Annotated in this window: 10 protein-coding genes and 2 tRNA genes; 3 read left to right on the top strand and 9 right to left on the bottom strand. The window is 69.6% G+C overall.

The annotated features are described in order from the left end of the window. Positions 1-324: 324 nt before the first annotated feature. A tRNA-Ala gene (locus ACIRD8_RS21600) sits at positions 325-397 on the bottom strand. 170 nt (positions 398-567) lie between these two features. Between ACIRD8_RS21600 and ACIRD8_RS21595 the strand changes: the two genes are divergently transcribed. Together ACIRD8_RS21595 and ACIRD8_RS21590 are read left to right on the top strand one after the other, a co-directional pair. Then, complete coding sequence (locus ACIRD8_RS21595; RefSeq protein WP_103760647.1) at positions 568-1116, top strand: DNA-binding protein; 549 nt, start codon at positions 568-570, stop codon at positions 1114-1116. Between the two features lie 103 nt (positions 1117-1219). Then, positions 1220-2629 (top strand): serine/threonine protein kinase, encoded by a 1410-nt coding sequence (locus ACIRD8_RS21590; protein ID WP_403993757.1) that lies wholly within the window; start codon positions 1220-1222, stop codon positions 2627-2629. A gap of 22 nt (positions 2630-2651) precedes the next feature. Here the strand turns inward: ACIRD8_RS21590 and ACIRD8_RS21585 are convergent, their stop codons facing one another. From ACIRD8_RS21585 to ACIRD8_RS21575, 3 genes are all read right to left on the bottom strand, one after another. Next, a complete protein-coding gene (locus ACIRD8_RS21585; protein WP_403993754.1) occupies positions 2652-4001 on the bottom strand; it encodes a hypothetical protein in 1350 nt (449 codons plus the stop codon). Continuing rightward, a complete protein-coding gene (locus tag ACIRD8_RS21580) occupies positions 3998-5896 on the bottom strand; it encodes a VWA domain-containing protein (protein ID WP_403993752.1) in 1899 nt (632 codons plus the stop codon). Before ACIRD8_RS21580 ends, ACIRD8_RS21585 begins: the two co-directional genes overlap by 4 nt. A 235-nt stretch (positions 5897-6131) precedes the next feature. Continuing rightward, positions 6132-6266, bottom strand: a complete 135-nt coding sequence (locus ACIRD8_RS21575; RefSeq protein WP_003958712.1) for a DLW-39 family protein — start codon at positions 6264-6266, stop codon at positions 6132-6134. Between the two features lie 282 nt (positions 6267-6548). Between ACIRD8_RS21575 and ACIRD8_RS21570 the strand changes: the two genes are divergently transcribed. Then, on the top strand, positions 6549-6893 hold the full coding sequence (locus ACIRD8_RS21570; protein WP_403993750.1) for a DUF6344 domain-containing protein: 345 nt from the start codon (positions 6549-6551) through the stop codon (positions 6891-6893). 125 nt (positions 6894-7018) lie between these two features. Here ACIRD8_RS21570 and ACIRD8_RS21565 read toward each other — a convergent pair whose 3' ends face one another. The 5 genes from ACIRD8_RS21565 to gyrB form a co-directional block, all read right to left on the bottom strand. Further along, positions 7019-7969 (bottom strand): hypothetical protein, encoded by a 951-nt coding sequence (locus ACIRD8_RS21565; RefSeq protein WP_403993748.1) that lies wholly within the window; start codon positions 7967-7969, stop codon positions 7019-7021. A 111-nt stretch (positions 7970-8080) separates the two neighbouring features. Beyond that, positions 8081-8157 (bottom strand) — tRNA-Ile (locus ACIRD8_RS21560). Positions 8158-8228: 71 nt separating this feature from the next. Then, entirely contained in the window at positions 8229-8825 is a 597-nt protein-coding gene (locus ACIRD8_RS21555) for a DUF3566 domain-containing protein (RefSeq protein WP_403993745.1), read from the bottom strand. Positions 8826-8918: 93 nt separating this feature from the next. Next, the gene (gene gyrA, locus ACIRD8_RS21550; protein ID WP_403993742.1) at positions 8919-11546 is read right to left on the bottom strand and encodes a DNA gyrase subunit A; all 2628 of its coding nucleotides are present in this window, start codon (positions 11544-11546) and stop codon (positions 8919-8921) included. A 52-nt stretch (positions 11547-11598) separates the two neighbouring features. Further along, the gene (gene gyrB / locus ACIRD8_RS21545) at positions 11599-13668 is read right to left on the bottom strand and encodes a DNA topoisomerase (ATP-hydrolyzing) subunit B (protein WP_323179185.1); all 2070 of its coding nucleotides are present in this window, start codon (positions 13666-13668) and stop codon (positions 11599-11601) included. Positions 13669-13733: the final 65 nt, after the last annotated feature.

Here is a 13733-nt window from a genome sequence, read left to right as displayed (position 1 = left end):
TCGCGCACCCGCCCCAGCGGACCTGCTCGACTTCGGTGCGCACCGTCATCGCGACCCGGCCAGGACGAACCCGGTCTCCTCACCGAACCGATAGGGCACGGCCGAGGTGTACTCGTCGGCTGCCCCGGTCAGCGGTTGAGGTCGAAGGCCATACCCCATGACACCCAGGAGAGCCGCCAGGAGAGCCAGCAGCGGAACAACCCTTGAAAAGACTGGGCTCACGAGCCTCACGTCAGCACCACCGCGCTGACACGTCAGCACGGAAAATCGCGACAAAAACACCCCACTGACCGCTTATCCGCAGGTCAGAGGGGTGTATCCAGGTGGAGCCTAGGAGATTCGAACTCCTGACATCTGCCTTGCAAAGGCAGCGCTCTACCAACTGAGCTAAGGCCCCAAAAACCGGACACCACAGGACATAACCATGCCGCGACGTCCGTCGCAGAACAGAGTACCGGGTGACCCCCCGAATCCTGCAAAAGGATTGGGGCTCCCGGCCCGCAACGGCTCTCCGTAAGATGCACGACGAGGTTCGCAGCAGCGAAGCCGCAGCGAAGGGGAGACGCAATGGACGCAGCGCAGCAAGAGGCGACGGCTAGAGCCCGGGAGCTCCAGCGCAGCTGGTACGGAGAGCCGCTGGGGGCGCTCTTCCGCAGGCTGATCGACGATCTCGGCCTCAACCAGGCACGCCTCGCGGCGGTGCTCGGGCTGTCCGCGCCCATGCTGTCCCAGCTGATGAGCGGGCAGCGGGCGAAGATCGGCAACCCCGCGGTCGTCCAGCGGGTCCAGGCCCTTCAGGAGCTCGCCAGCCAGGTGGCGGATGGCAGTGTCAGCGCGGGAGAGGCCACCGACCGGATGGAAGAGATCAAGAAGTCGCAGGGTGGCTCCGTCCTGACCAACACCGGCCAGACGTCCACCACGGGCGGTGCCCCCACCGTGCGGCGTGTGGTGCGCGAGATCCAGTCGCTGCTGCGGTCGGTCGCGGCGGCCGGCGACATCATCGATGCGGCGGACTCCCTCGCCCCGGCCCACCCGGAGCTGGCAGAGTTCCTCAGGGTGTACGGAGCGGGGCGCACCGCTGACGCGGTCGCGCACTACGAAGGCCACCAGAGCTAGCACGGAGTCCAGGGCCCGGGGCCGCCCCGCGACGGCGGAGCCGTGGCAGTATCCCGACAGCCGGGGCACGAACCGAAACGGGAACGGGAGCGGGCGCAGCGCAATGGGTGAGGTCTTCGCTGGTCGGTACGAGCTGGTCGATCCGATCGGACGTGGTGGGGTCGGCGCCGTCTGGCGCGCATGGGACCACCGGCGCCGCAGGTATGTGGCGGCCAAGGTCCTGCAGCAGAGCGACGCGCACACGCTGCTGCGCTTCGTCCGCGAGCAGGCCCTGCGGATCGAGCATCCACATGTCCTCGCTCCGGCCAGCTGGGCCGCCGACGACGACAAGGTCCTCTTCACGATGGACCTGGTCAGCGGCGGCTCGCTGGCCCATGTCATCGGCGACTACGGCCCGTTGCCCCCGCGCTTCGTCTGTCTCCTGCTCGATCAGCTGCTGTCCGGCCTGTCCACGGTGCACGCCGAGGGGGTCGTGCACCGGGACATCAAGCCGGCCAACATCCTGATGGAGGCCACCGGTACGGGCCGGCCGCATCTGCGGCTCTCCGACTTCGGCATCTCGATGCGGAAGGGTGAGCCGCGGCTGACGGAGACCAACTACGTGGTGGGTACGCCCGGTTACTTCGCCCCCGAGCAGATGATGGGGGCGGAGCCCGATTTCCCGGCGGACCTGTTCGCCGTCGGTCTCGTCGCGCTCTATCTCCTGCAGGGCCAAAAGCCGGACGCCAAGGCGCTGATCGAGTACTTCGCCGCGCACGGCACCCCGAGTGCGCCCCAGGGCGTGCCGGAGCCTCTGTGGCAGGTCCTCGCCGGCCTGCTGCAGCCGGACCCGCACGCCCGTTTCCGTACGGCCACGGGGGCGCGCAAGGCGCTGACGGCGGCGGTCGAGATGCTTCCGGACCCCGGTCCGGACGACGAGCGGGTGGAGGTCTTCGACCAGATCGGCCCGCTGCCCGCGGGCTTCGGACCCGAGGGTCCGGCCACCGGCCCCGAGACACCCGACCACGGGCCACAGGCGCCCGCTCAGGCCGCCAACTCCACGCCGCCCGCCCCTCGGTCGTCGCAGCAGCCGTACGCGCCGCAGGGCCCCGGCCAGCAGCCTTACGCGGCCCCGCAGGGCACTCCGGGGCAGCAGCCGTACGCGCCGCCCGCCTCGTCGATGTCGGAGACGGGCAGCTTCCATCTCGCGCCGCCGCCCGCGCAGGTTCCCCACCCGGCGCAGCCGCAGGCGCAGTCCCCGCTTCCGGCCCACGCCGGGCCCCCCTACGCCTCCGACGCGGCCCCGGACCTCGCCCAGGCACCCACGTCCGCGGTGCCCTACGGGACGGCGCCCACCCGCGCCTACACGGCCCAGCACCCTCAATCCCCTCAGACCCCCCAGAACACAGCGCATCCCGCGCCGCTGCCGGTCCCCGCCAAGCGGCCGGGACCGTCCCCGAAGGTGGCGGTCCCGGTGCTGGTGGTGGCGTTGATCTGCTTCGCGGTGGGGATCTGGGCGCTCACCCAGGCCTGAGCCGTCTACCAGGCCTGAGCGTCTACCAGGCCCGCGGCGGACCACCGAGCGGCGGACCACCGGGCAGCTGTCCGCCCGCGCCCGGCGGAGCGGCGGCGGGAACGGCCCCGCGCCTGGCCAGCAGCACCCAGGCGCCGAGCCCCAGCACCAGCACGGAGCCCGCCCCGATGCCCGCCGCGGCGACCATCTTCATCGTGTCGCTCTCACCGGCCTCGGGGGCGCTCTGCCCGCTCCTGGCCATGTCCCTGTCGTCGTCCGTGACCCCGAAGATCCCGGCGTCCCCCTGATAGGGCGACTTCCCGCCGTCGTTGACGACCTTCACCTTGAGCGTCAGCCCGAGGGGTTCGTCCCCGTAGTGCTCGGCCACCTGGGGCGAGAGCGTCACCGACAGGTAGTACCAGCCCGCGAAGCGCATGGCACTGACGTCGGCCCCCGCGTCGTAGCGGTTCTCGTACGCCACCGGGGGAAGCGGGTCCAGGGCCACCGAGTTGGGCGTCCCCGAGTACGACAGCGTCGCGTCGTCCACATGACCGCGTGCCGGGTTGTCCAGCGCCAGCGCCAGGGCGTTGCCGAGGAACTCCGTCGACTTCGCGCTGTTGCTCAGCGCGGCCGTGGCGAAGATCTGCTGCCCCCAGTCCACGGGGACCCGGTAGAAGCGGGTCTGCCCCGGCGCGATGGTGTCCACCCATTCACCGGTTTCCAGGCTGGTGGCGTCGTAGAAGCCGCTGCCGCCGGTCCGCTTCTGCTTGCCGGCGGGCGGCGTCGGCGATGCGGAGGGCCAGTTCTCCGGCGCCTCGGTCGGCATCGAAGCGTCGTCCTTCAGCGCCGGCTCGTTCTCGAAGCGCAGCTCCAGGTCCCAGGCCTCCGGGGACGACGTCGCCTTGCTCTCCCGCTCGATCAGGACGTTGTACGTGCCGCTCGCCGCGCACGTGGTGCTGTCCTTCTCCACGGTCCGGTGGGCGTACGCGGCGATCGGCCGGGGGAACTCCGCCGACTCGAATGACGCGTCCTCGGAGCTGCACCGGGTGTCGTCGAGGTCCCTGATGCTGATCGTGATGCCGTCGCCGTAGGCGACCTTCCCGCCGGACTTCGGTACGGCCACCGCGGAGACGTACGCATCCGTCCTGTCGTCGAGCTCCAGCCGGTAGTAGAGCTTCTGCCCCTGCCCGATGGAGCTCCTGTAGACCGACCCGGGCTTCAGCTCCGACGCGTCGGCGTTGGTCTCCGTGCCCCGGACCGTCTTCGCCGCGGGATCGAAGGTGTACGCCGCGGGGCCGTCGGCCGCATGCGCCTGCCCCGGCAGCGCCGCCACCGCGCACACCGCCGCGATCGTCGCGAGCGTCACCCGGCCCCTGTTGCGCTGCCTGTTCACGCGCTTCCCCTCGTCGTCCTCGTACCTGCCCTGCGCCGGCTGCGTACGAGCAGGAGACCGGCGGCCAGGGCGGCCACGGCGCCCGCTCCGCCGGCGGCCGCGATGCCGGTCCATCCTGCCCCGCGCGCACCACCGCTGTCTGCGGCCCCCGGCGTATCGCCGTCATTGCCCGCCTTCGTACCGGCGGGCTTCTTCACCAGCGCCGGAGCCCCGTGTTCGGGTCCGGCCAGCTCGTCGCCGAGGACCGCCACCCGCAGCACCACACCGATGCGCGGGTTCTCGGCGATCTCGGCCGCCTTCGCCCCGAGGGTCACCGCGATGTAGAAGGCGCCTCCGGCGTGCACCGGCCGGACCGCCGGCCGGGTCTCGTGACGGTTGGTCCAGGCGACCGGGACGGACCCCATCCGCAGCGCCACGGGCTTGCCGCTGTACATCGCCGTCGTGCGGAACACGCTGCCCCCGCCGACCGGGAAGCGCGCCGGGGTGAACAGCTGTGTCCCGCCGTACGAGTAGGTCGCCGAGCCGCCGTCCACCGTGGGCTCGTTGGCGAACTCGACGTCGTAACGGACCTGCTGGCCCCAGCCCGCCGGCACCTTGTACCAGAGGGTCTGCGACGGCAGGATCCGGTCCCGCCACACACCCCGGCCGATCTCCGTGGCGTCGTTGAAGCCGGTGCCGCCCCGCACGTCACGGGGGTCTCCCGTCGGCAGCGCGGCATGCTCGCCGCCCTTCCCGTACTCCGTCTGCGACTGCGCGGGGGTGACTCCGGCGGCCGGCGGCGCCTCCACGCCGTACACGAGCTCGAGGGGCCAACGGGCGCTGTCGGAGCCCTTCTTGCTCTGCCGCTCGACCACCAGCCAGTAGCGGCCCGGCTCGTCGCACCGGCGGTCGCCGTCCTCGGACGGGATCCGGGCCACGGCCGAGGTCAGCGGGGTCGCACCCTCCTGCTGGAGGAAGCGCTCGGTGCTCGTCCCACAGGTGGAGCCGCCGTCCCCGTACACCAGACCGGTGTTCAGGGCGTCGAGGCTGTCGACGGCCGCACCGGGCTGCGGCACCGCCGTGGCCGCGAAGTCCGCGGTGGAGACCGCGTCCAGGTCCACGGCGTAGTACCGCTTCTCGCCGGGCCCGATGGTGTCCAGATACTGGCCGGGGGCCAGGGAGGGGGCCTTCGCCGTGGTGGCCCCTCCCTCGATGCGCCCGCCCTTCAACCGGTAGCCGTCGGCCGAGAGTTGCGCGGACCGCTGCAGTTGGCGGGCGAGCGCGTCGGCGTCCGGTGCGTCGTAGTAACGCCCGTTGCCCGCCTCCGCGATGCACTCCAGCTGCTCCCGGGCCGCCCCCTCGACCTGGAAGCCCACGGTGTCGATCCGCAGCCCGACCCCCTCCCTGCCGAGCTGTTCGGCCACCTCGCAGGGGCGCGGCGTACCGCAGGTGTCCTCGCCGTCGGAGATCAGAAGGATCGTGCGCGTCCCGATGGCACCGTCCGTGGGCGCCGGAAGGTCCTCGGCGGCCTTGCGCAGGGACAGCCCGATCGGGGTGTCCCCCCGGGGCTCCACGCCCGCGACGGCCTTCTTCACGGCAGCCCGGTCCAGCGCGCTCACCGGACGTACGAGCCGGGTGTCCGTGCAGCCACGGGGCCGGTCCGCGCCGTACACCCTCAGGCCGGTCGGATGCCCCTCGGGAAGCGCGTCGACCACGGTTCCCACGGCCGCGCGGGCGCTCTCCATCCGGGTGCGGCCGGTGCCGTCGTCGTCCGCCATGGAGCCCGAGGAGTCGAGCACCATGACGAGGCTGCCGCCGCCCGCGCCGTCCTGCCGGTCGTCACCCCCGGCCGCCGGTACGGACGCCACGGCGGGCAGCACCCCCGCCACCAGGGCGAACAGTGCTCCGCCGGCCATGAGCGCCGTCCTCGTCCCACGGCGGGCCCTCCCCGCCGGTGTCCCCGCCCTCATCCCTGCACCCACCGCATCCCCCTCGGCCGACCCGCATCTCACGATTGCTTTGCTCATGCAACCTAGTGATTTGCTTGGGTGAACTCAAGGGTGCGGCCGTCACGGTCACGCAACAGCGGGCCCCGGACAGCAGAAAGCCCCGGCCGCTCGGCGGCCGGGGCTTGTAGCAGACTGTTCCGTCTCACACACCTGAACCTGCGGGCACGGAGTCGGTCGCCTCCGTCCACAGATCCTGCTCGGCGCGATCCGCCTGGATCTGGCGGTACACGAGGAGCCCGCCGATGGCGGCCAGTGCGACCAGGAGAAGCTTCTTCACCGCGCGACCTCGTCTTTCCTTGACGTAAGGGACTTCTGGCGCCCGACTATACACACCGGCCGATACCGATCGGTGACCTCCCCGGCACCCGCCCACCACCCCTTCCGGACCCCTTTCGAGGCCCCCCGGCACCCCCCGGGACCGCTTTTTCGGGCCGGTTGAACCATAAGAGTGGTGTTCATCGGAAGATCGGCGCACCGGGGGCGTCGGTCCCGGATTCCAGGGCCCGGATCCACATCATCGGAAAGGTAAGCAAACCGGACCACCTGAAAGCGAGGGGCCATGAGCACCTTCAGGGTCAAGAGCATCTGGACCGCCTTCATCACCGCCTTCTTCGCACTTCTCGCGTCGCTGGGCCTCGCCACCGCCCAGGCCACGGCCGCGCAGCCGACGGTCACGAGCCACGAGCACACGGGTGCGAACCCGGCAACCGCGACCACGCCGTCGGTGCGATGGGCCCTTCCGCGTGACAGCGCGCTGCCACCCACGATGAAGCAGCGCATCCGCGCCGAGGCGCACGGCTCCTCGCCGGCCACCCGCCAGCTGTCCGCCGACACCACTGACTCCGCGTACGCGACGGACAGCACGAGCACCACACCTGCCGGGGACTCGGCCCCGCCACCCTGAGGGCGCCACGAACGCCACCCAGGCCCCTGGTCCGGTTCACACCGGCGGGGGCCTTTTCCGTGCGCCCGTACGCGCCTGGGGCCCGGGCCGGCGAGGAACGCGGCCCGGGCCACGCCGCCGAGGGGCTACCGGCCTCCGTGCCTGCCCGTCAGGAGGTCCTCGTCCGGCTCGCCGTCCCCGTACAGGAAACGGCGCCCACCGAGGTCGGGGTAGAAGTCTCCGGGCGGCACCTCCAGGTCCAGCTCCCCGTCGAGGGGCTCCTTGAGCATGCCGAGTTCCTCCCTCTCCAGATGCAGCTCACAGGCCGGGCAGTCGAAGACCATCGGCGTCAGCACCACCGAGTCCCCCGCCGGTGCGACACGCGTCTCGCCGCCGAGCCAGCCCTGCGACGAGCAGGCGGGGCAGACAGCGGCCTCGTCGTGCTCGATGTAGCCGGGCGAGGAGACGTTGGCGATCGCCGTCAGCACAAGCCCGCGGTCCTCCGCGGTGAAGTGGGCGTAGCGGTCCGCGTAGACCTGACGGGCCCTCGCGAGCTTCCCCTCCAGGTGCACCCGGGCTTCGATCACCCGGATGTCGAGAAGCTTGTCGTGCAGCCCCTTGTATCTGCCCCAGTAGTCGCCGAGCGGCGGCAGCTCGGGGAGGAGGGTGCCGATCACCCGCAGACAGGTGGTGAAGACCGCGTTGACCTCCGCCGGATCGTGGAACGCGGCATGGGCGACCCCGTTACGGGCATCGGCGAGCGGCTGCAGCTCCTGCCGGGAGACCGGCATCCGGCCTTTCAGCACCACCGCGACCCGCGTGTACGCGTCGACGAGCCCGATCGTCCTGGACCGGCTCCGCGGGGCCGAGGCATGGGCCCCGAGTCCTGTCGCGTGGAGCAACGAGTCGAAGTCCTTGCCCTCGACGATCAGCGCCGGGTGGAGATGGGCCAGGTACGCCTTGAGGAGGTGCTCGGCAGCCACTCCGGCGTGATGGACCGCCATGTCCTTCAGCATGGGGCCGTCGGAGAATGCCGTGAACGAAGCGGCCATCCACTTCTGTGACGAGTACCAGAGCCGTTGAGCGTCCCTATTCATGATCCGGACAGTAGAGCCGGAGCCCGGCACATGGGCAGCGATTTCGCCACCCGAGCGCCCCGCCCACAACGCCGAAGGCCCCCCACCGTCTCCGGTGAGGGGCCTTCGTGCTGGTGGGGCTAACAGGATTTGAACCTGTGGCCTCATCCTTATCAGGGATGCGCTCTAACCAACTGAGCTATAGCCCCGCCGCGCTGTTGCGCTGACTTCTGAAGATTAGCGCACGTCGGGGCCAGTCCCAAAATCGATACCCGTCGCCCTACTCGTCCTCGGCGAGCGTGAGCTCCACGCCGCCCACGAAGCCGGCCGACAGGTTGTAGATGAACGCGCCCAGCGTCGCCAGCGCGGTGGCCAGCACCACATCGATCACCGCGATGACCGAGGTGAAGATGAGGACGCGCGGCAGCGACAGGAACGACTGCAGATCGAAGCCGTTGCTCTCGTTCGAGCCGGTGGCCTCGCTGATCGTGCCGCCCACCGTCTCGAAGACGCCCATCGCGTCCATCACCATCCACAGGACGGCGGCCGCGACCACCGTGCAGATGCCCAGCGCGATGGAGAGCAGGAAGCTGACCTTCATCACCGACCACGGATCGGCCTTCGCCACCCGCAGACGTGCCTTACGGGTACGCGGAGTGGTCCGCGCCCCGGTCCGGGGCAGCCGGGTCGCCTGCGTACCTCCTGCGCCCTGTACACCGCCCTGCGTCCCGCCGCCCTGCGTACCGCCCACAGGGGACTGGTACGCCTGCGGCGGGTGGTAGGGCCCCGCCTGGCCCGGTGCGGGCTCCCGCTCGCCGGGCAACGGCCCGGTCGCGTACCCCTCGTACTGCGGCTGAGGTCCCCGAGTGTCCGTCACAGTGCCCCCTTGGGAGTCCGTGGCGGAGCCACGGGCGCCGTCTGCGCCTGCTCCGGAAGCGGCCGAACCGGCGCCCGTGGCTCCACTCACGCTCTACTCCTCGTGCTCCCCGGCCGAAGGCGCCGTGCCTTCGGCTGTGCCCTCGACCACGATCGCGGCATCGGCCTCGACCGTGGCGCCTTCGGCCTCATCGGTCCCGTCGACCTCTTCGGCCTCACGACCGGCCTCGGCGTTGCGCGCGATGCCGACGACGGCATCACGCTTGCCCAGATTGATCAGTTGGACGCCCATGGTGTCACGGCCCGTCTCCCTGACTTCATTGACTCGCGTACGGATGACACCGCCGCCGAGCGTGATGGCGAGGATCTCGTCCGCTTCCTCCACCACCAGCGCGCCGACGAGCGAGCCCCGGTCCTCGACGATCTTGGCGGCCTTGATGCCCAGACCGCCGCGGCCCTGGACGCGGTACTCCTCGACCGCGGTCCGCTTCGCGTACCCGCCGTCGGTGGCAGTGAACACGAACGTACCGGGCCGGACAACATTCATCGAGAGCAGTTCGTCGCCCTCGCGGAAACTCATGCCCTTCACGCCCGACGTCGCGCGGCCCATCGGGCGCAGTGCGTCGTCCGTCGCGGTGAACCTGATCGACTGGGCCTTCCTGCTGACGAGCAGCAGGTCGTCCTCGGCCGACACCAGCTCGGCACCGATCAGTTCGTCGTCGCTGCCATCCTGGGTCTCCCTCAGGTTGATCGCGATGACACCGCCCGACCGCGGGGAGTCGTAGTCCTTCAGCGCGGTCTTCTTCACCAGACCGCCCTTCGTGGCCAGGATCAGATAGGGCGCGGCCTCGTAGTCACGGATCGCCAGGATCTGCGCGATCTGCTCGTCCGGCTGGAACGCCAGGAGGTTCGCGACGTGCTGGCCACGCGCGTCCCGGCCGGCGTCCGGCAGCTCGTAGGCCTTGGCCCGGTAGACCCGGCCCTTGTTCGTGAAGAACAGCAGCCAGTGGTGCGTCGTCGACACGAAGAAGTGGTCGACGATGTCGTCTTCCCTGAGCTTCGTGCCCCGGACGCCCTTCCCGCCGCGCTTCTGCGAGCGGTAGTCGTCCGTCTTGGTGCGCTTGACGTAGCCGCCGCGCGAGATGGTGACGACGATGTCTTCCTCGGCGATGAGGTCCTCGATCGACATGTCGCCGTCGAAGGGGACCAGCTTGGAGCGCCGGTCGTCGCCGAACTTGTCGACGATCGCCGCCAGCTCCTCGCTGACGATCTGACGCTGCTTCGCGGGCGAGGCCAGGATCTCGTTGTACTCGTTGATCTTCGCCTGGAGTTCGTCGTGCTCCGCGGTGATCTTCTGGTGCTCCAGCGCGGCCAGCCGGCGCAGCTGCATCTCCAGGATCGCGTTCGCCTGGATCTCGTCGATCTCCAGCAGGCCCATCAGGCCCTCACGCGCGATCTCCACGGTGTTGCTGCGACGGATGAGCGCGATGACTTCTTCGATCGCGTTCAGCGCCTTGAGCAGGCCGCGCAGGATGTGCGCCCGCTCCTCGGCCTTGCGCAGCCGGAACTTCGTGCGCCGGACGATGACCTCGATCTGGTGCGTCACCCAGTGCCGGATGAACGCGTCGATCGACAGCGTGCGCGGCACCCCGTCGACGAGCGCCAGCATGTTCGCGCCGAAGTTCGACTGCAGATCGGTGTGCTTGTAGAGGTTGTTGAGCACGACCTTGGCGACCGCGTCACGCTTCAGCACGACGACCAGCCGCTGGCCCGTACGCGAGGACGTCTCGTCCCGGACGTCCGCGATGCCGCCGACCTTGCCGTCCTTCACCAGGTCGGCGATCTTCTGCGCGAGGTTGTCGGGGTTGGTCTGGTACGGAAGCTCCGTGACGACCAGGCACTGCCTGTTCTGGATCTCCTCGACCGCGACGACCGCCCGCATCGTGATCGAGCCACGGCCCGTGCGGTACGCCTCCTCGATGCCCTTGCGGCCCACGACCAGCGCGCCAGTCGGGAAGTCCGGGCCCTTGATCCGCTCGATGAGGGCGTCCAGGAGCTCCTCGTGCGAGGCCTCCGGGTGCTCCAGGTACCACTGGGCGCCGGCAGCGACCTCACGCAGGTTGTGCGGCGGGATGTTGGTCGCCATACCGACCGCGATGCCCGCGGAACCGTTGACCAGGAGGTTCGGGAACCGCGCCGGCAGAACCGTCGGCTCCTGGTTACGGCCGTCGTAGTTGTCCTGGAAGTCGACGGTCTCCTCGTCGATGTCCCGGACCATCTCCATGGACAGCGGCATCATCTTGCACTCGGTGTACCGCATGGCCGCGGCCGGGTCGTTGCCCGGGGAACCGAAGTTGCCGTTGGAGTCCACCAGCGGCATGCGCATCGACCAGTGCTGCGCCAGTCGCACGAGCGCGTCGTAGATCGAGGAGTCGCCGTGCGGGTGGTACGTACCCATGACGTCACCGACGACGCGGGCGCACTTGTAGAAGCCCTTCTCGGGCCGGTAGCCACCGTCGTACATCGCGTACAGCACCCGGCGGTGGACGGGCTTCAGACCGTCCCGTACGTCGGGGAGCGCACGCGACACGATGACGGACATCGCGTAGTCGAGGTAGGAGCGCTGCATCTCCGTCTCGAGCCCCACGGGCTCGACACGCATGCCCACACCCGGGACGGCGGGCTCCTCTTCGGGCATCACAGGGGTGTTCTCGTCGGCCATTGCTGGTCAAAGTCCTTTCGCGCTGCGGCTGCGGCTTGCTTGTACGGCCGACTCAGATGTCGAGGAAGCGGACGTCCTTGGCGTTGCGCTGGATGAACGAGCGCCGCGCCTCGACGTCCTCGCCCATCAGCACCGAGAACAGGTCGTCGGCCTGCGCCGCGTCGTCCAGCGTGACCTGGCCCAGCACACGGTGGTCGACGTCCATCGTGGTGACGCGCAGCTCCTCGGCGTTCATCTCGCCGAGGCCCTTGAAGCGCTGGATCGAGTCTTCCTTGATCCGCTTGCCGTTCTGCTTGCCGAGTGCCACCAGGGCGTCGCGCTCACGGTCCGAGTACGCGTACTCGAAGTCGTCACGGCCCCACTTGATCTTGTAGAGCGGCGGGCGCGAGAGGTACACGTGCCCGGACTCGACCAGCGGCCGCATGAAGCGGAACAGGAAGGTCAGCAGCAGGGTGTTGATGTGCTGACCGTCGACGTCGGCGTCCGCCATCAGGATGATCTTGTGATAGCGGAGCTTCTCGATGTCGAAGTCCTCGTGGACCCCGGTGCCGAAGGCCGAGATGAGCGCCTGGACCTCGGTGTTCTGCAGGATCTTGTCGATCCTGGCCTTCTCGACGTTCAGGATCTTGCCCCGGATCGGCAGGATGGCCTGGTACATCGGGTTACGGCCGGACTTCGCCGAACCACCGGCGGAGTCACCCTCGACGATGAAGATCTCGCACTTCGTCGGGTCGTTGGACTGGCAGTCGCTCAGCTTGCCGGGCAGCGAGGCGCTCTCCAGGAGCCCCTTGCGCCGCGTCAGGTCACGCGCCTTGCGGGCCGCGACACGGGCCGTGGACGCCGCGATGCCCTTGCGGATGATGTCGGCGGCCTCGTTGGGGTTCCGGTCGAACCAGTCCGTCAGCTGCTCGTGGACGACCTTCTGGACGAAGGTCTTCGCCTCGGTGTTGCCCAGCTTGGTCTTCGTCTGACCCTCGAACTGCGGCTCGCCCAGCTTCACGGAGATGATGGCCGTCAGGCCCTCGCGGACGTCCTCACCGGTGAGGTTGTCGTCCTTCTCGCGCAGCAGCTTCTTGTCGCGCGCGTAGCGGTTGACCAGCGAGGTCAGCGCCGCGCGGAAGCCCTCCTCGTGCGTACCGCCCTCGTGCGTGTGGATCGCATTGGCGAAGGAGTAGACACCCTCGGAGTACTGCGTGTTCCACTGCATGGCGATCTCGACCGAGAGGAGGCGCTCCTTGTCCTCGGCCTCGATGTCGATCACCGACTGGTGGATCAGCTCGCCCTTGCGGGAGTTGAGGTACTTGACGAAGTCGACGATGCCGTTCTCGTAGTGGTACGTGACGGTCCGGGTCGACTCCTCGTCGGGGACGTCGACCACCTCGGCGCTGTCGGCGCCCGCCGTGGCCTTCGCCGCCTCACGCTCGTCGGTGAGCTTGAGGGTGAGCCCCTTGTTGAGGAACGCCATCTCCTGGAAGCGGCGCGACAGGGTCTCGAAGGAGTAGTCGGTGGTCTCGAAGACGTCTCCGTCGGCCCAGAAGGTGACGGTCGTCCCGGTCTCCTCGGTGGCCTCGTGACGGGCCAGCGGGGCTGTCGGGACACCGAGCTTGTAGTCCTGGGTCCAGCGGTAGCCGTCGGTCTTGACCTCCACGGCCACCCGTGTGGACAGGGCGTTGACGACGGACACACCGACGCCGTGCAGACCACCGGAGACGGCGTAGCCGCCGCCGCCGAACTTGCCGCCGGCGTGCAGCACGGTCAGGACGACCTCGACGGCGGGCTTGCCCTCGGACGGCACGATGCCGACCGGGATACCGCGGCCGTTGTCGACCACGCGCACCCCGCCGTCGGCGAGGATCGTGACGTCGATGGTGTCCGCGTGCCCGGCCATCGCCTCGTCGACCGAGTTGTCGACAACCTCTTGCACGAGGTGGTGGAGACCGCGCTCACCGGTCGACCCGATGTACATACCGGGTCGCTTGCGGACCGCGTCCAGGCCTTCGAGCACGGTGATCGCGCTGGCGTCGTACGAGGCGGTGACCTCGCCGTGCTCACCGGCTGTGGACGGGATGTTCTCGTTGGGGTTGCCGGAATCGGCCACGAAGCGCCCTTTCTGGCACAGCACAGGCCGTTCTCCGGCAGGCGGGAGCGGCTGCGTCGTTCGGCTTGTATCGACGACTCCCGCGAGGA

The organism is Streptomyces sp. NPDC102451 (assembly GCF_044765485.1).
GTDB lineage: Bacteria > Actinomycetota > Actinomycetes > Streptomycetales > Streptomycetaceae > Streptomyces.
The sequence above is the reverse complement of the archived record's forward strand: the minus strand, read 5'-3'. Positions and strand labels throughout refer to the sequence as shown.